This is a genomic window from Amycolatopsis sp. GA6-003 (assembly GCF_046267895.1).
Classification (GTDB): Bacteria; Actinomycetota; Actinomycetes; order Mycobacteriales; family Pseudonocardiaceae; genus Amycolatopsis.
This window is the reverse complement of sequence record NZ_CP176499.1, coordinates 5,180,282-5,196,285: the sequence shown is the minus strand read 5'-3', so window position 1 is coordinate 5,196,285 and position 16,004 is coordinate 5,180,282. Positions and strand designations below refer to the sequence as shown.

At 69.3% G+C, this 16,004-nt stretch carries 13 protein-coding genes; 6 read left to right on the top strand and 7 right to left on the bottom strand.

What is annotated here, in order from left to right:
• Nucleotides 1–4: 4 nt before the first annotated feature.
• On the bottom strand, nt 5–664 hold the full coding sequence (locus F9C12_RS23320; protein WP_409183984.1) for a TetR/AcrR family transcriptional regulator: 660 nt from the start codon (nt 662–664) through the stop codon (nt 5–7).
• 114 nt (nt 665–778) lie between these two features.
• On the opposite strand from F9C12_RS23320, the gene F9C12_RS23315 reads away from it, so the two are divergent.
• Genes F9C12_RS23315 through F9C12_RS23300 form a run of 4 tightly spaced genes read left to right on the top strand, consistent with a single transcriptional unit; the run spans nt 779 to nt 4,272 of the window.
• Nucleotides 779–2,101, top strand: coding sequence for a GH1 family beta-glucosidase (locus F9C12_RS23315; RefSeq protein WP_409461847.1), 1,323 nt, complete (start codon nt 779–781; stop codon nt 2,099–2,101).
• The gene (locus F9C12_RS23310) at nt 2,094–3,353 is read left to right on the top strand and encodes an MFS transporter (RefSeq protein WP_409183982.1); all 1,260 of its coding nucleotides are present in this window, start codon (nt 2,094–2,096) and stop codon (nt 3,351–3,353) included. The genes F9C12_RS23315 and F9C12_RS23310 overlap by 8 nt, the downstream gene beginning before the upstream one ends.
• Before the next feature lie 41 nt (nt 3,354–3,394).
• Nucleotides 3,395–3,859, top strand: coding sequence for a MerR family transcriptional regulator (locus F9C12_RS23305; RefSeq protein ID WP_409461846.1), 465 nt, complete (start codon nt 3,395–3,397; stop codon nt 3,857–3,859).
• The gene (locus F9C12_RS23300) at nt 3,856–4,272 is read left to right on the top strand and encodes a carboxymuconolactone decarboxylase family protein (RefSeq protein WP_409461845.1); all 417 of its coding nucleotides are present in this window, start codon (nt 3,856–3,858) and stop codon (nt 4,270–4,272) included. Before F9C12_RS23305 ends, F9C12_RS23300 begins: the two co-directional genes overlap by 4 nt.
• 43 nt (nt 4,273–4,315) lie before the next feature.
• Here F9C12_RS23300 and F9C12_RS23295 read toward each other — a convergent pair whose 3' ends face one another.
• The 3 genes from F9C12_RS23295 to F9C12_RS23285 form a co-directional block, all read right to left on the bottom strand.
• Nucleotides 4,316–9,466 carry an RHS repeat-associated core domain-containing protein gene (locus F9C12_RS23295; RefSeq protein WP_409461844.1) on the bottom strand — a complete coding sequence of 1,717 codons (5,151 nt, stop codon included), beginning with the start codon at nt 9,464–9,466 and terminating at the stop codon, nt 4,316–4,318.
• A gap of 552 nt (nt 9,467–10,018) precedes the next feature.
• The gene (locus F9C12_RS23290) at nt 10,019–10,444 is read right to left on the bottom strand and encodes a hypothetical protein (RefSeq protein ID WP_409183978.1); all 426 of its coding nucleotides are present in this window, start codon (nt 10,442–10,444) and stop codon (nt 10,019–10,021) included.
• A gap of 14 nt (nt 10,445–10,458) precedes the next feature.
• Complete coding sequence (locus F9C12_RS23285) at nt 10,459–10,815, bottom strand: hypothetical protein (protein ID WP_409183977.1); 357 nt, start codon at nt 10,813–10,815, stop codon at nt 10,459–10,461.
• Nucleotides 10,816–11,234: 419 nt separating this feature from the next.
• On the opposite strand from F9C12_RS23285, the gene F9C12_RS23280 reads away from it, so the two are divergent.
• On the top strand, nt 11,235–12,542 hold the full coding sequence (locus F9C12_RS23280) for a tetratricopeptide repeat protein (protein ID WP_409183976.1): 1,308 nt from the start codon (nt 11,235–11,237) through the stop codon (nt 12,540–12,542).
• Between the two features lie 16 nt (nt 12,543–12,558).
• Nucleotides 12,559–13,449 carry a phosphotransferase enzyme family protein gene (locus F9C12_RS23275; RefSeq protein ID WP_409461843.1) on the top strand — a complete coding sequence of 297 codons (891 nt, stop codon included), beginning with the start codon at nt 12,559–12,561 and terminating at the stop codon, nt 13,447–13,449.
• Nucleotides 13,450–13,619: 170 nt separating this feature from the next.
• Here F9C12_RS23275 and F9C12_RS23270 read toward each other — a convergent pair whose 3' ends face one another.
• The 3 genes from F9C12_RS23270 to F9C12_RS23260 are packed head-to-tail and all read right to left on the bottom strand — an operon-like array spanning nt 13,620 to nt 15,954.
• On the bottom strand, nt 13,620–14,648 hold the full coding sequence (locus tag F9C12_RS23270; RefSeq protein ID WP_409461842.1) for a copper resistance D family protein: 1,029 nt from the start codon (nt 14,646–14,648) through the stop codon (nt 13,620–13,622).
• Nucleotides 14,645–15,208, bottom strand: coding sequence for a copper resistance protein CopC (locus F9C12_RS23265; protein WP_409183973.1), 564 nt, complete (start codon nt 15,206–15,208; stop codon nt 14,645–14,647). Before F9C12_RS23265 ends, F9C12_RS23270 begins: the two co-directional genes overlap by 4 nt.
• On the bottom strand, nt 15,208–15,954 hold the full coding sequence (locus tag F9C12_RS23260; protein WP_409461841.1) for a YcnI family protein: 747 nt from the start codon (nt 15,952–15,954) through the stop codon (nt 15,208–15,210). The genes F9C12_RS23265 and F9C12_RS23260 overlap by 1 nt, the downstream gene beginning before the upstream one ends.
• Nucleotides 15,955–16,004 lie beyond the last annotated feature (50 nt).

Below are 16,004 nucleotides of genomic sequence, written 5' to 3'. Positions count from 1 at the left end.
CCGTTCAGTCGCCGAATTTGCTCGCCAGATACCCCTTCACCACGTGCTTGGCCTCGGCGACGATCCGCTCGTCGCCGTTCGGATCGCGGCGGAAGGCGAGTTTCAGCAGCGCGTCCGCCGTCTCGTTGGCGATCGCGATGGCGAACCGGAGTTCGTCGGCGGGCTGGTCGACGTGCCCGCGCAGGATTTCGACCAGGGAATCCGCGATGACCGAGTTGTTGTCGCGGTCGTCGGCCAGCAGCCGGACGTCGATCACGTCTCCGAAGTGGACCTTCGAAAACCCCGGCACCTCGCGGTGCATCCGCAGGTAGATGTCCAGCACCGAGTCGACGATGTTCCACCAGTGCTCGGGGCTCAGCTCCTGCAGCCGCTCGTTCACCGCGGCGACGAACCGTTCCAGATTCCGCTGCGTCAGCGCCTGCACGACCGCGCGTTTGTCCGGGAAGAACTGGTACAGCGACCCGACCGCGACGCCCGCGCGTTTGGCGATGAGCGTGGTGGTGAGCGCGTCGTAGCCCAGCTCGTCGATCAGCTCGGCGCTCGCGTCCAGCATCTGTTCCACCCGCCGGGCGCTGCGTTGCTGAACCGGCTTTCGCCGCAGCGGAGTGGGTTCAGCCTGGGTCTCGGCCACGTCGTTCCTCGGAGTCTCTCGCGATTCACTCATCTGATCTGGGACTTTAGCGCCCCGCGGGGCTTCCCCCGAGACGAGTGACGACCTAACATATGAGAACTTTTCACGTTCACCCGGAAGGGTGTCCGAAGGCAAGGGGTGCTCAGCGTGGACCATCCGACCTTCCCGCCCGGCTTCCTGTGGGGTGTCTCGACCTCGGCGTTCCAGATCGAGGGGGCGACGGCCGAGGGCGGTCGCGGACCGTCCATCTGGGACACGTTCACCGCCGCCGAAGGCAAGATCGCCCGGGGCGAGGACGCCAAGGTAGCGGCTGACCACTACCACCGCTACTCCGAGGACATCGCCTTGATGGCGGAACTCGGCGTCGGCGCCTACCGGATGTCCATCGCGTGGCCGCGGATCCAGCCGGACGGCTCCGGCAAGCCCAACGCGGAGGGACTTGCCTTCTACGACAAGCTGATCGACGAGGTCTGCGCGGCCGGAATCGCCCCGGCGATCACGCTGTACCACTGGGACACCCCGCAGGCGATCGAGGACGCGGGCGGCTGGCTCTCCCGCGACACCGCGTTCCGCTTCGCCGAATACGCCACGATCGTGGGGGAGCATTTCGCCGATCGGGCGAAACTCTGGATTCCGCTCAACGAGCCGATGGTCATGTCGATCTACGGCTACGGCATCGGCGAGTACGCACCCGGCCAGTTCCTGCTGCTCGACGCGCTTCCCACCGCACACCACCAGAATCTCGCGCACGGCCTGGCCGTGCAGGCGCTGCGCGCGGCGGGCGCGACCGGCATCGGCACCGCGAACAACCACTCGCCGATCTGGCCGGAGGACGACACCCCCGCCGACCGCGAAGCCGCCGACTGGCTCGACGCGTTGATCAACCGCACCTTCGCCGACCCGATGCTGCTCGGCAGCTACCCCGAACAGGTGCACCCGCATCTGCCGGAGAACTTCGCCGACGACCTGGCCACCATCGCGCAGCCGCTCGACTTCTACGGCGTCAACTACTACGAACCCCAAGGCGTGACCGCTCCCGGCGAGGGCAACCCGCTCCCGTTCGAATTGCGCCCGATCGAGGGTTATCCGAGGACCACCAACGATTCGCCGATCGTTCCGCAGGCGCTGCGCGAACTGCTGGTGTCCTTCCACGAGCGCTACCGCGAACACCTGCCGCCCATCCAGATCACCGAAAACGGCTGCAGTTTCGCCGACGAACCCGCCGCCGACGGCAGCGTGCCCGACCCCGAGCGGATCGAATTCCTCGACAGCCACCTGCGGGCACTGCGCGAAGCCATGGATGCCGGCGTGGACGTGCGCGGATACTTCGTCTGGTCGCTGCTGGACAACTTCGAATGGTCCAAGGGCTACGCGCCGCGCTTCGGGCTCGTGCACGTGGACTACGAAACGCAACGCCGTACTCCCAAGGATTCCTTCGCCTGGTACCGGAAGCTGGTCCGCCATGAGTGACACCGCCGCTGCTGTCCCGGACGTCTTCGCCGAACCGGTCAAGCGCGTCCGCGCCGGGTGGATGACGCTGCTGTTCCTCGCGAACATCGCGCTGTGGCTGGGCGTTTACGCGCCGATCCAGGTTTTGCTACCCCAGCAGGCCGAACTGCTCGACGCCGCGCACAAGGAAACCGTCTTCGGCATCGTGACCGGGATCGGCGCGGCCGTCGCGCTCATCGCGAACCCGGCGATCGGGCTGGCATCGGACCGCACCTGCTCGCGGTTCGGCAGGCGGCATCCGTGGACGATCGCCGGCGGCGCGATCGGCGCGGCCGGGCTGCTGGTGCTGGCCGAGGCCCCGAACGTGGTCGTGATGACGATCGGCTGGTGTCTCGTGCAGGCCGGGCTCAACGGCATGCTCGCGACCCTGATGTCCGGCATCGCCGACCGGGTTCCGGTCGGGCAGCGCGCGCAGGTCGGCGGACTGGTCGGGATCGCGCAGATGCTCGGCACCGTGCTCGGCGCGGTGGTGGTCGTGGTGATGCTCGACCTCGCCGGACTGCCGCTCGGCTACGCGGTCTGCGCCGCGATCGTCCTGGCCGGCGCGGCGGCGTTCGTGCTGCGCACGCCGGACGCGCGGCTGCCGGTCGAGTTCCGGCCCAGCGGCCGGATCCGCGAAATCCTCGCCGACCTGTGGGTCTCGCCGCGGCGGCACCCGGACTTCGCGTGGGCGTGGGGCTGCCACTTCATGATCAACCTCGGCAACGCGTTCGGCACGCTCTACCTGCTGTTCTTCCTCAAGGACGCGGTGCATTACCCGGATCCGGACAGCGGCCTGCTGATCATGATGGGGCTGTACGGCGTGGCGCTGGTGATCGGCGCGGTGCTGGCCGGGCATTTCTCGGACAAGTCCGGCAAACGCAAGCCGTACGTCCTCGGCTCGGCGGCGATCATGGCGCTGGCCGCGCTGCTGCTGGTGATCTGGCAGAGCTGGCCGGTGGCCCTGGTGGCGTCGCCGCTGCTGGGAGTCGGATTCGGCACGTACATGGCGGTGGCGCTGGCGATGCTCACGCAGGTGCTGCCCGCGGCGCAGAACCGGGCCAAGGACCTCGGCGTGGTCAACATCGCGAACTCGCTGCCGCAGGTGGTCGCGCCGCTGCTCACGACGTTGATCCTGCAGTGGCTCGGCGGGTATCCGGGGCTGTTCGCGGCGTCCGCGGCGGCGACCCTGCTGGCCGGGGTTTTAGTGACGCGCGTGCGGTCGGTGGGTTAGCGCTTGCGTTTGAGCGCGCTCACAGGCTTAGCGTCTTCGGCATGGAGAAGGAAGACGCGCTGATCGAGGCGCTGCGGCTGGCGGTCGACCCGCCGGGCACGGTGTCGGTCGAAGCGCTGCGGGAACTGGCCCGGGACGACGACGCGGACGAGTGGGACATCGCCACCACCGCGCGACACCTCGGGCTCAACCCGCACACGCTGCGGTACTACGAGCGGATCGGGCTGGTCCAGGTCGCCCGGGACAGCGCCGGGCACCGGGTTTACGACGCGGCGGCGGTCCGCCGGCTGGTGTTCCTGACGCGGATGCGGGTGTCCGGCATGTCGATCAGCGACCTGCGCCGCTACCTCGAGCTGGTCGATTCCGGCGAGGACACCGTGCCCGAACGGCGGGAAATGCTCCTGGAGCACCGCGACACCCTGCGCGCGCAGATCGCCCAGCTGCAGCTTTCCCTCGCCGCCACCGAATACAAGATCGCCACTTACCAGGAAGGCCCCCTCCCGTGACCCAGCACGACATCGACAGCCCGGAAAACCTCGCCCGCCGCAAGCACGGACTCGAGGTGCTGTCCCGCATCGACGGTCACCAGGGCGAAGCCGTCATCGATTCCCTCGCCGACATCAATCCCGCGCTCGGACACCACGTGGCCGCGTTCGCCTTCGGCGACATGTACGACCGGCCCGGCCTCGACCCGCGCAGCCGTCAGCTGGTCACCCTCGGCGTGCTGACCGCGCTCGGCGGCTGTGAACCGCAGCTCAAGGTGCACGTCGGCGCGGCGCTGAACGTCGGGCTCAGCCGCGAGGAAATCACCGAGGCGCTCATGCACTCGGTGGTCTACGCAGGTTTCCCCCGCGCGCTCAACGCCACCTTCGCCGCGCGCGAGGTGTTCGCCGCTCGCGACGCGGAGGAAACCGCCTGACTGCCGCGGAGCCCGGCGCGGACCCGCACCGGGCTTCCGGCGATCACCAGCCGCGGTTCTTCCTCGCGTCCTCCGCCATCTTGTCGGACTTGGCTTTCGCCTCCGCGGCGGCGTCCTTGATGTCCTGCTTGCTGGGCTCGCCGACCCCGTCCAGGTACTTCTTCTTTTCGGGGTCGCTCCACTCCTTCGGGTCGTACTTCCCGTTTTCGAGGTCGGCCCAGTCCTTCTTGGTCGGCCCGACGCCCTGCTCGTTCCGGTTGCCCCATTCGGTGCGCATCTGGTTGCCGTCCAGCGGCTGGTCCGGGCGCTTCCAGTCCTGGTGCGGGTCGGAGTCGATGTCGACCGGCTTGCCCTTGTCGTCGAACCGGTACGGGTGGCCGTCCGGGGCCTTGTTGTATTCGTCGATCGTGGGATGCCGCCCGGACGGCGGGGGCAGCTCGTGGAACCGCTTGATGATGTCGTCGACGTCTTTTTCCGTGTAGTTCTTCGGGTTTTCCTTGAGGTCGGTGAATTCGAGGAAGGACTTGTGCCACTTCTCGAATTCTTCCTTCTTGCCGCCGGGCCAGTCGAAGTCCGCGCTGTCGCCGATGTCCCGGGTGGCCCGGTTCATCTCCTTGGGATCGGTGATGCGGTCCGCCTGCTGGCCGATCGGGCGCCAGTTCTTGTCGAGGTCCGGGTGGTCCTTGTGCTTGTACCCGCCGCTCTTGTCCAGCGATTCACTCGGCCACTTGGCGTCCTCGGTCGTGATCTTGTCGTTCTTGCCGACCTTGATCTTGCCCGCGATGCCGTCCTCGATGTTGCCGATCCGGGTCGAGACGCCGCCGATGCCCGCGTTGGTGTGCTGCGGGCCGAGTGGCAGGTTCTTCGGCTGGTTGTGCAGCTTCGGCAGCTCGTCCTCGCCGTATTTCTTGGTCAGCGCGCTTTGCTTGTCGACCGGCTGCTCGTGCACCCAGTTCTTCAGCCCGTCCCGCATTTTCTGGAACGAGATGATGTGCCGCTGCGCCACGTCGCTTCCGGCCTTGTGGAACGGATCGTTCTTGTCGCCGGTCTGGTTCTTGCGCGCGTTCTTGGCGTCGGAGTTCCACGCCATCCGGTCCCAGACGTCGTCCTTCTTTTTCTTCGCGTCTCCCTTGCCGGCGGAACCGTCGTCGCTGTCGTCGCGCTTGCGCTTGCCCTTGCCTTTGCCCTTGTCGGTCGAGGCGGATTTGGTGCTCCCGCCGCCGTTGTCGGCGTTGTGCTTGGCCGTCGAATCCGCGGGCGGCGGGTCGGCGGCTTTGCCTTTGCCCTTGCCTTTGCCGCAGCCCTCGAGGCCGAGCGGGTCGTAGGCGGCGAACGGGTCGGGAACGTAGGCGACCGGGTTCGGCCCGCCCTCCAGCCCCAGCGGGTCCTGGCTGAGGTAGCGCGCGGCGGCCGGGTCGTAGTAGCGGAAAACGTTGTAGTGCAAACCGGATTCGGCGTCCGCGTACTGGCCGGGGAACTGCAGCGGGATGCCGCCGGGCTGGACCCGGCCCCACAGCGTTCGGCGCGCGCTCCAGGCGAGCCCGCCGTGCTCGTCGATCAGGTCGGTCGGCGTGCCGATGGCGTCGGTGACGACGGACGCGAACCGGTCGCCGCCGGGACCCCGTTCGAGCTGGGTGACCGGCTCGTCGGTGCCCGGACGGCGCTCCCAGGTGGTCGTCCGGCGCACTCCGGCCGGGTCGGTGTGCTCCTGTTCGATGAGCACGAAGCCGTCCCACACGAACCGGGTCGATTCCGCGACGGAGCCGTCGGCCAGCAGCCGTTCCTTGGCGATCCGGCGGCCGAGCGGGTCGTACCGGTAGCGCCACTGGATGCCGTCCGGCGTGCGCAGGCCGGTCAGCAGATCGCCGGTCCAGGCGTACTCCCACACCCGCACGCCACCGGGATGCACCTCGCGGTGCCGGATCCGGCGGCCGAGGGAGTCGTAGTCCGACGACAGGCCCGGGCTGCCCGACCAGGCGGTCAGCTCGCCGGCCGGGTTGTAGCGCAGCTCCTCCCGGCCCGCCGGGGAGGACACCGCGACCACGCGGCCGGCCGGGTCCCGGGTGAAAGCGGTTTTCCCGGACAGGCTGTCCTGCACCGCGGCGAGACTGCCGTCCGCGTAGTACTCGAGACCGCGGCGCTGCACCGGCGTTGTTCCACGGGAAACCTGCTGCGCGGTGATCAGGCCGCGAGGGCCGAACGCCTGCTGCAGGGTGCTGACCCCGTCGGTGTCGCGGGCGAGCACGCGGCCCTCGTCGTCCAGCCGGTACCGCACGGTGTGTCCCGCGGTGGTCAGCGAAACCGGCCGGTCTTCTTCATCGAAGGTCCAGACGCTCTCCGCGCCGGACGGCGTGCGACGGCGGATGGTGCGGCCCTGCTCGTCGTACGAGAAGTGCACCTCGACGCCGTCGATCGCCTCGCGCACGACCCGGCCGTACAGATCGCGGTCGAACTCCACCACCGAGTCCGCGGACTCCACCCGCACGACGTTGCCGACCGGGTCGTAGGCGTAGCGCACGGTGCGGTGCGGACCGCGGATCTCGACCCGGTTGCCGAGCAGGTCGTACTCGTTCTCGGTGACCGAACCGTCGGGCTCGGTCACCCGGACGGTCTGCCCGGCCGCGTCGTAGGCATACGTCCGGGTCCGGCCGTCGAAATCGGTCTGCGCGACCAGCCTGCCGAGCGGGTCGTAGGTGTAGGTCCAGGTGCGGTTCAGCGGATCGGTCACCGACGTGAGCCGGAGCTCGGTGTCGTAGGTGTAGCTGGTGCGCGCGCCGGACGGGTCCACGACCGCGGTGACCACGTCGAACGGGCCGTACTCGCGCCGGGTCACCCGGCCGAGTTCGTCGACGTGCTCGATCTCGTTGCCCTCGCGGTCGTATCGCCACATGGCGCGCTCGCGGCGTACCCCGATCCGCGAGGCGGGTTTGCCGTCGACCGTCCAGCCCAGCTGCGTCCGTCCGCCGCCGACCTCGGGCGCCGAACGCGGCCGGCCGAACTGGTCCAGCTCCTCGTCGGAGGCCTCGGCCTCGAATTCGACCGGGAAGCCGGGCAGCTCGGGTCCGGCGGGCTGGTCGTACCGGCGCTGCCAGGTCTTTCCGTTGCCGTGCACCGTGATCGCGACCAGTTCGGCGCCGTCGTGCTCCAGTTCGGCGAGGCTGCCGTCGGGACGGGCGATGGCGAGCGGCGTGCCGTCCTCGGCGTAGGTGTACTCGGTGACCCGGCCGAGCGGGTCGACCCGGCGGAGCAGATTGCCGTAGCGGTCCCATTCGGAGAGCGTCACGTTGCCCAGCGGGTCGGTCTCCCGGACCGGACGGCCCTCCGCGTTGTACTCGTACTCCGAGACGTGGCCGAGCGAGTCGGTGAACCGGGTGATCCGCGCGGCGGGGTGGTACTCGAAGGCGCCGCTGTAGAAGCCTTGCGCGCCTTCGGTACGCACGCAACGGCCTTCGGCGTCGTAGATGTAGCGGTAGACGACGCCATTGCGGTCTTCCCAGCTCGTGACCCGGCCGTCCGGGTCGTAGGTGTAGCGCTTCGCCGTTCCCGAGGAATTGACGACCTCGGAAAGGCGGCCTTGATAGTTGTAGCGGTAGCCGCGCACCACGACGTCCGGAGCCGGGCCGGCCCCGATCATCCGCAGTTCGGTGATGCGGTGTCCGTCGGTGCGGAAGCCGACCTGGAGCCCGCTGGAATGCGTGAGCAGCGCGGGAACGCCATTGTCCGCATAGGACAGTTCGGTCCGCGAACCGTCGGCGTCTTCGATCGAACGCAGCGGCAAAGTCTTGCCCTCGCCGGAAAACCGCATCGTCCGATCCGGACGCACCTGCTCGATGGTGCAGCTGCCGTCAGCGTGTCGGGTCAGCGGCCAGCGCGCTCCCTCGATCGGCAGCACCGGCTCGTCCCCGGCGGGCATCGGGTAGTAGAGGATGACGCCTTCCGGCCCGTAGTACCGGAGGTATTCCTCGCCGTACTCCAGTCGTTGGTCCACAGTGGACGCCCACGTCGAGCCGAACCAGCGCCCGGAGCGGTACGACGAGCGATGCGTCCGCCGCACCAGCAGTTCCGGCAGATCGAGGTCGTAGTCCTCGACGAGCACCTCGCCGCTGGAGATGACGACCGGGTCGGTCAGGCAGGGCGGATCGGAGTCGCCCTCGTTCTTCGCGTTGGCCGCTTCGGTTTTGTCCTTGTCCTTGTCCTTGGCCGGATCGGAGCGCTCGTTCCCGCCGCGGTCGTTCTTGCCCGCCTCGCCGCCGGATCCGCCGTTGCCCTCGTCTTTCGGGGTTTCCCGCGGTGGCGGCTCGTGGTTCGCGCCGCCCCGGTGTTCCCCCGGACCGTCGTGGGCGCCGGAAGTGTGGGTGGAATCGTCCTTGACCGGCGGCGCTTTCTCGCCGCCGCCGGAGGTCTTGATGTCCTTCGGCTGGTGCGGCGCGTCCTTGCCGCCGGCCTTGATGCCCTTCATCGACTTGGCGACATCGTCGAACAGGCCGCGTGCCTTGGTGAGCAGTTTGCCGAGTTCCTTGAGCGCCTTGGTGAGGTTCTTGACCAGTTCGGCGATCTGCTTGGCGGTCTTGGCCACCAGGTTGACCACCTGCGGCACCACCCAGACCATACCGATGCCGAGGGTGAACAGCACTTGCAGCGCCCACGAGATCAGGTGCGCCACGACCTGGGCGATGATGTCGCGCACGAGCATCCGCACCGCGCCGACGACGTCGCCGGCGGTCTTCACCCCGCTGGCCGCGCCCTCGCAGGCTTGCGCGGCGCCTTCGAGGGTTTTGGCGACTTCCTCGGCCTGTTTGCGGTAGGCGTCGGCGCTCTCGCCCTCCCAGGACTCGATGTCCTTTTTGACCTGTGCGGCCAGATCCTGTGCGACGGAACTGACCTCTTTGGACACGTTCTTCCAGGTCTCGGAGTACGCGTGGACCTGGTCCGGGTCCCCGGCCAGTTTGTCCAGCGCTTCCTTGAGCGGCCCGACGTGCTCGATCAGCCAGCCGACGCCCGCGGCGAGGATCGCGCCGAACGGGTCCATCACCGCGGCGAGCGCTTCCATGCCGACCCCGACCGCGCCCATCACCGTCGCGGCCCAGTCGCCGGACTCGATGCCGTCCTTCAGGCCCTTCCCGGCCTCGAGGATCGTGATGCCGGAGATCGCCGAGGTCGAGTCCTTCTTTTCGGCCACCAAAGGATTCGACATGTCCGGCCTTTCTCCGCGCTCACCACGATCTCTTGGGCGCGCAGCCGAATTCGCACGCACGGCCCCCGGAGCAGGTTACCGACCGGTCCGAAACGTTCGCCGGGGCGTTGCACGGAATTACCCCGGCAGTGCCCGCGGGTGCCCGAACCGCGGCAAACACGCCAAAACCCGCCGGGTGCTCCGAATCTCGGAGCACCCGGCGGGCCAGGGAAGTGGAACCGCGGGCCGGTGCCGGTCGGGGGAGGGGAGTGCAACGGCACCGGCCCGCGGAGTTCTCGGGTCGCGACCGGCGCGGGGCGGCCGGTGCGATGATCTTCAACCTAGCGTCCGATTACTGCGTCCGCTAGGTGTTCTGCCGGACATTTTTCGATTAATCGCGTTAAGTCTGAGGGGTGGCCGAGGGCGGCCCGTCGCGCTCGGGGGGACGGACGGACCAGCCCTCGGCCGGGCGAGGATGCCGGGCGACCGGACCGGTTGGGGCTTCCGGAGGTCGCGCGCTCGCCAGTCGGTCTCGGGTGGGGTGCTCCGCCCGGAAGCACCCCACCCGAAAGGTCAGGCGCTGACCGGACGCGGCTTCACCAAGGCGTGCCTGCCGGTGGTCTCGGCGGGTGATTCGGCGCGCCGGTTCTGCCCGGGAAGCGCCGGAACCGCGGCGCGGCGGCGGGTCGGCCGGTGCCCGGCGCTCCCGGTCAGCGCCTGCGGGGCCAGGCCTCCGGCGACCAGGTGCTCGTGCGCCACCTGCCACACCGAGCACGGGGCCTTGCAGCGGTGCCAGCGCGTCGAGCAGGTGGGGCAGTCGCCGCGCTCGTCGGGCTCGTGCGCCCGCAGCATCGCGCGCCAGCCCTCGGCGAGCCGGGGCAGTTCCGAGCGGGCGACCGAGACCAGCGACGGGGCGTCGGCGCGTTCCGCCAGGTCGGACAGCATGTCGAGGCGCTCCCACACGGCGTTGCGGAGAACCTGGCCGAGAACCTGATCCATGGAGAAACTCACCGTCACCTTTCCGCCATAGTGGCGGCTTCGTTGAGCGCGGCCCGGAGCTGGCCGAGCTGGCCGGACGTGAGGCGGGCGGTCTCCCCGGGAGGCGAAACCACGACGACCTCGTCGTCCTCGACGAACACGGTGACAGCGCGCTCGCGGCTGATGAGATCTCCGCACTGCACGCGCCACACGACCTGGCCGCCCTCGAAATGCCGCACGCCCGCGGTACGCGGGTCGGCGGAGACCGAAGCGGCGACGGCGGAAGCGACAGTAGGCGGCACCTGGCGTGCCGTGGCGATTCCCGGTGCGGGCCGAACGGACCGCACCGCGGTCCCGGCTTGTCCTCCACCGAGCGATTCCACGAACTCCACTGTCCCTCCACGCTTTCTCGTCCCGGCCGGTGCACCTCGCGGAGGCGTCCGTGCCGGCAGATCTGTGTCGTCGGGTCCATCGCTCTCCGTGATCGCCGCGGGTGTCCGGGCGGTGACGGAGATCTGGCAACTACAGTGAAGTGAAACCGGGGGCGAGAGAAGGTCGAAACCGCGTCATAGCGGTGACCGGACCGCGTTCCACGGTAAGCGGTCGCCGGAGTTCGGCCCTGCCGATCAACGCGTGCGTCCGCGCGTTTCACAAGGTTCTCGCGGGTGCTTAGGGTGCTGATCAGACGCCCAGGAGACGGTGAGGGGGCGCAATGGCAATGGATGCCAGTGCTGGCAGTGGTTCCGGAGTCTCTCACGCAGACGCCCGGTCAGGCAGTCCGGTCCCGGCCGACGCCTGGGAACAGCCCGAGATGCGGGAGGCGCTCGCCGCCCGCGAGGTCAGTGCCGTGTACCGGCTGTTGCGCAAACACGGAGTATCGCAGCGCCAGATCGCCGCGATGACCGGCCAGTCGCAGTCCGAGGTGTCGGAGATCCTCAAGGGTCGCCAGGTCATGGCCTACGACGTGCTCACGAGAATCGCCGACGGCCTGGGTGTCCCCCGTGGATACATGGGTCTCGCCTATGACGAGACCACGGCGATACGGGTCGTCGGCGCGTCCGACGGCCGGCAGGCTGAGGAGGACGAGTCCGTGAAGCGACGGAGGTTCCTCGCGCACGCCGCCCAGGTCACGATGGGTGCGGCGGTGTTCGGTCCGGAATCAGGCACGTGGTCGGAGGCGCCCGCGCGCACTCCCGCCCCCGGGCGCATCGGCACGACCGACGTGCGCCAGGTGGAGGCGGCGACCAGAGCGTTGCGCGCGCTCGATTACCAGTACGGCGGCGGGTTCTGCCGCGACGCCGTGGTCGCCCAGCTGTCCTGGGGACAGCAGATGCTCGACGCCAGCGCCGCCGAGCAGGTGAAGAACCGGCTGTACACCGCGATCGCCGACCTGCACAGCCTCGCCGGATGGACGTCGTTCGACACCGGTCTGATGGACTCCGCCCGCGGCCATTTCGCGCAGGCGCTCGACCTGGCCAAACAGGGCGGCGACCACCATCTGGTGGCGAACGTGCTGTACCGGATGGGCCGGGTCTACCTGCACCAGGACGCCGCGAACGACGCGCTCAAGCTGTTCCAGCTGGGCCAGATCGCCGCGCAGGAATCCGGTTCCGAGCTGGCCGTCGCCGTGCTCTGCGCCAACGAGGCGTGGGCCTACGCGATGATGGGCAACGAGGAGCAGTCGGTGAAGCTGCTCGGCCGGTGCAAGGACGAATTCGCCCGCGCCGACCTGGCCAAGGCCGAATCGTGGGTCAAGTTCTTCAACGAGACCGACGTCTACGCGATGACCGGCACCGTGCACACCGTGCTGGCGATGAAGAACCCCGAGCACACGAAGTACGCGATCCCGGCGCTGAGCCGCGCGGTCGACGCCTACACCGACGACATGGCGCGCAGCAAGGCGTTCATGCTCAGCGCGCTCGCCACGAATCACCTGCTCGAAGGCGATATCGACCACGGCGTGAAGATCGGCGGCAAGGCCATTGAATGCGCGGAAAGCATCAAGTCCGCGCGAGTCAAGGACCGGATGCGGCCGCTGCAGGCGGAGGCCGAGCGGCGGAGCAACAACCCCGACGCCCGTGACCTCGCCGACCGGCTCAAGATCTTCTACGCGGCCTGAGCCGACCGGATTCGCCTTGCCCGAAGGCAGGTTCACCCCTGCGAAACTGCGCCGGGTGCTGGCGGCTGTCTGCGCTCGGCTCGGCCTCGATCCGGCGGGCGCGCGGCTGCTGCGGTTCACCAACAACGCGGTGTATGCGCTGAACGGGGCACCGGTCGTCGTGCGGATCGTCGGCTCCACCAGGCTGCGCCACCGGGTCGGCACGGTCGTGCGCGTCGCCGAGCATTTCGCCCGGCACGACGTGCCCGCGGTCCGGCTGCTGTCCGGGGTCGAGCAACCGCTTGACGTGCTAGGACATCTGGTCACCGTGTGGGATCTGGTGCCGTTCTCCGGGCCGCCGCCGACGCCCGCCGACCTCGCCGGGCTGCTGCGCCGGGTGCACGCGCTGCCCCCGCCGGAAGGCCTGCCCGCCTGGGAACCGTTGCGTTCGATCGAGGCCCGGGTCGCCGACGCGGAGGAACTCACCGACGCCGACCGGCGGTTCCTGCTGGAGCGCTGCGCCGAGGTGCGGGACCGGCTCGACACCCTGGATTTCCCGCTGGCCAGGGGATTCGTGCACGGCGACGCGCATCCGGGAAATGTGCTGCCCGGTCCGGACGGCCCGGTGCTGTGCGATTTCGATTCCTCCTGCGTCGGCCCGCCGGAATGGGATTTGACGCCGCTCGCCGTCGGCCGGGAACGATTCGGTGACCCGCCTGCCCGATATGCGGAGTTCGCGTCGGCTTACGGCTTCGATGTGACATCCTGGGCAGGGTTTTCGGTGCTTCGCGCGGTGCGGGAGCTGAAGCTGACGACGAGCGTGCTGCCGATCCTGCGCAGTCATCCGCCGGTACGGGCTGAACTGCGCCGCCGGTTGGCGGACCTGCGCGCTGGCCGGACGGCCACCGCGTGGACGAGATACCGTTGAGCGGGATTCTGCACGTGCATTCGCCGACTGCAGATGACCGTTCGCCGCATTCCGTCGATGGCTCACTAGGTATCGCTGCGCAGCGATAATTCGGTCCGGCAGATCGCCCCAGTCGGCGTACTGCTAGTCCCATTGTGCAAGTTGCGGCTACCCGCCGTGACCTCGGCCGGTCAGGACACCGCGACCGGGGCCCGGGTGAGCACCACGGCGAACCCGAAGGCGAGCCCCATCACGGTCAGCTCCAGCGTGGCCCACGAAGCGAGCGCCGTGCGCTGGTGCCGCACGATGCGCGGCATCAGCCGCCACCGCACGTTGGCGGCCAGCAGCGCGATCGCGCCGGTGCACAGCACCTTCAGCACCATCAGCTGGCCGTACGGCGTGGTGAAGACGCCCGCCCAGAACCCGATCGTCGGGTTGGCCAGGATTTCCACGATGCCGTTGAACAGACCGGTCGCCGCCGACAGCGCCAGGCACAGCGTCGCCAGTTTCGAAAACCTCGGCAGCGCGTGCGCGAGCAGCGTCCGGTTGGCCGCGAGCAGCACGATCATCGCGCCGAGGCCGCCGCACCAGGCGACCGCGCTCATCACGTGCAACTCCATCGAGATCATCGTGTAGTCGTGATAAGCCCAGTTCGACGCGTGGCCGGTGACCGGCAGCGGCAGCAGCGCGAACATGCCCAGGCCCACGCGCACCTCGGCGGGCACCTTCTCGCCCTTGCGCAGCGCGACGAACCCGAGCACGGCGTGCAGCAGCGCGAGCACCGCCACGATCACTAGCGCCTTGCCCGCGCCGACGTCGGCGATGTAGCCGCCGATGTCGCCCGCGGTCAGCATCCGCTTGCCCGGTTTGTACTCCGCGGTCTGCAGGATCAGCGCGACCACCGCGGTCGCCGCCCAGATCAGCGCGGCGGCGACGGCGGCGGGACGCGCCCGGCGCAGCACCGGTTCGGTGAGCTTCGGCCGGTCGTAGCCGACCAGCACGGACAGCAGGGCCAGCCCGATCGTCGCGACCGCCGCCAGATCCAGCAGCACCCGCACGACCGGGATGGCCGCCGAGACCACCTCGCTGGGTTCCACCACGCCCGGAATGGGCGAGGACGCGGTGAGCGCGATGCCGATCAGCGCGCCCAGCAGTCCCGCCACGACCACGCAGGCGAGCGTGGCCCAGCGGACGGCGGAGGTGGTCTCGGCTCGCGTCACTGGTCCGCCTTGTCCGATCCGGGGTCGCGTCCGGTGCGCAGCGCGACGGTGAGGCCGATCGCGAGCAGCACCACCGCACCGGCGATCCACACCCAGATCGGCACGCCGCTCGACGACGAGGACTCCGCCGGAGCGGACTGGGCCGGAGCACCGGCCGCCTTGGCCGCGTCGCCCTTGGCCGGGGTGCCGGTGCCCGCGGTGGTGAGGGTGAACGGGATCTCGCCGGACACCGGATGCCCGTCGGCGGAGAGGACCCGGTAGCCGACGGTGTACTTGCCCGCCGGGCCGAGCGGCCGCAGCGGCGCGCTGAGCACGTTGTTCTCCACCGTCACCGGGCCCTCGGCCCACTGGCTGCCGTCCGGTCCGGTCACCGCGATCTGGTTGACGTCGGCGTTCTGCACGTACTGGTCGAACGTGAGCGTGACCTTCGCCGGGCCCTTGGCGAGCGACGCGCCGCTGGCCGGGTCGGAGTTGATCAGCACGTTGTGCGCCAGCGCCGGGGTGGCCGTGCCGAGCAGGGCCACCCCGGAAATCGCCAGCGCGAGAAGCGCTTTACGCATTACTTCGTTCCTTCGGTCTTTCCTGCTGGGCGGCGGGAACGCAGCACCGCGCCCGCGCCGACGCCGAGTCCGAGCGCGCCGACCACGAGGCCGGCCCCGCCGAGCCAGCGTGCCGTGTTGTCCGAGGACGACGCGGCTTCGGCGTTCTCCTCGGCCGCGGTGGTCTGCGCGTGGCCGCCGCCGTGCTCCGAGGACTTGGCGGCGAGCTTGACGGTCGGGGCCGGGTGCTCCGGCTCCTCGCCGCTGGGCGGGGTGGGCTGGTTCCAGTCCACCACTTTGCCACCCTCGTACGTCTGGATCGCCGGGAACTCGAGCTGGTCCACAGTGGACGGCAGCGGGCCGCCGCTGATCTCGAACTCCTGGAATTCGGTGGTGCCGATCTTGGTGCCCGGCTGCGCGGTCCAGACGATCTTCGTGACCGCCTCGGTGATCTTCGTGCCGGACGCGGTGGTCACCGGCTGCGGCAGCTTCGACTTGGTGACCTCGGCGGTCCAGCCGGGGATCGGCTTGGTGCGGATGTTGCCGATGCCGTAGTCCGGTTTGACGTCGATCTCGAGCTTGATCGTGCCGAGCTTCGCGTCCTCGTTGGGAACGCGGAAGAAGATCGTGCCGTAGCCGCCCTTGGCCGGCTGGTCGCCGTAGACGTTGGCGGACACGTGCGCGGACGCGAGACCGGCGCCGAGCAGACCGGTGGCGGCGACGGTCGCGGCGAGCACGCCGGCGCGCCGGAAGACATGGTGGGACACAACTGCTCCTGAACAGGGGTGAGCCGGCGAAGGGCGAAGCCTGCGCCGGA

Excerpts from the sequence above, each read along its gene's own strand:
- F9C12_RS23280 (WP_409183976.1), top strand. The coding sequence starts at position 11,235 with ATGCGGGAGGCGCTCGCCGCCCGCGAGGTCAGTGCCGTGTACCGGCTG.
- F9C12_RS23310 (WP_409183982.1), top strand. The coding sequence starts at position 2,094 with ATGAGTGACACCGCCGCTGCTGTCCCGGACGTCTTCGCCGAACCGGTC.
- F9C12_RS23290 (WP_409183978.1), bottom strand. The coding sequence starts at position 10,444 with ATGGATCAGGTTCTCGGCCAGGTTCTCCGCAACGCCGTGTGGGAGCGC.
- F9C12_RS23295 (WP_409461844.1), bottom strand. The coding sequence starts at position 9,466 with ATGTCGAATCCTTTGGTGGCCGAAAAGAAGGACTCGACCTCGGCGATC.
- F9C12_RS23320 (WP_409183984.1), bottom strand. The coding sequence starts at position 664 with ATGAGTGAATCGCGAGAGACTCCGAGGAACGACGTGGCCGAGACCCAG.
- F9C12_RS23305 (WP_409461846.1), top strand. The coding sequence starts at position 3,395 with ATGGAGAAGGAAGACGCGCTGATCGAGGCGCTGCGGCTGGCGGTCGAC.
- F9C12_RS23265 (WP_409183973.1), bottom strand. The coding sequence starts at position 15,208 with ATGCGTAAAGCGCTTCTCGCGCTGGCGATTTCCGGGGTGGCCCTGCTC.